Origin of the sequence: Mycobacterium talmoniae, assembly GCF_001854525.1 — a bacterium.
Lineage (GTDB): Bacteria > Actinomycetota > Actinomycetes > Mycobacteriales > Mycobacteriaceae > Mycobacterium > Mycobacterium talmoniae.
This window is the reverse complement of record NZ_MLQM01000368.1, coordinates 1-693: the sequence shown is the minus strand read 5'-3', so window position 1 is coordinate 693 and position 693 is coordinate 1. Positions and strand designations below refer to the sequence as shown.

General features: G+C 78.9%; 1 protein-coding gene. It reads right to left on the bottom strand.

The window, feature by feature from the left end; translation table 11 throughout:
- Positions 1–693, bottom strand: a 693-nt coding sequence (locus BKN37_RS27410) for an AMP-binding enzyme (RefSeq protein ID WP_165618426.1), incomplete at both ends; no start/stop codon positions are given.

The window sequence follows — 693 nt, the reverse complement described above, 5'->3', positions numbered from 1 at the left end:
GCGACCACCCGCTGGCCCAGCCGGTCGTCGGCGACGCCGAACACCGCGCAGTCGGCCACCGCCGGGTGGGTCAGCAGCGCGGCCTCCACCGGCTGCGGCAGCACGGTGAGCCCGCCGGTGCTGATCGCGTCGTCGACCCGGCCCAGGATGTGCAGCACCCCCGCCTCGTCCACGGCGCCCAGGTCGTCGGTGACAAACCAGCCCGGCTCGGCGAACGGGTCCGGGTCGGTGGGGTTGCGGTAGCCCTTGGCCAGCGTCGCCCCGCCGATCACCACCCTGCCGTCGGCGATGCGCACCCGCACCCCGTCCAGCGGCACCCCGTCGTAGACGCAGCCGCCGGCGGTCTCGCTCATGCCGTAGCTGCGCACCACCGCGATCCCGGCGGCCGCGGCGGCGTCCAGCACCGGCTGCGGGGCGGGCCCGCCGCCGAGCAGCACCGTGTCCAGCCCGGCCAGCGCCGCGGTGGCGGCCGGGTCGCCTAAAGCCTTGGCCAGCTGGGCGGCAACCAGCGCCGCGTAGCGCCGGCCGGCCCCCAGCCGCGCCACCGCCGCCGGCAACGCGGCGACATCGAAGCCCGCGGGCACATCCATCTCGACCGGCGGGGCGCCGGCCAGTGCGGCGCGGACCAACACCCGGAGCGCGGCGGCGGGGCGGGCCGGCGGGGGGGCGTGTGCGCGCGGTGGGGTGGGGGGG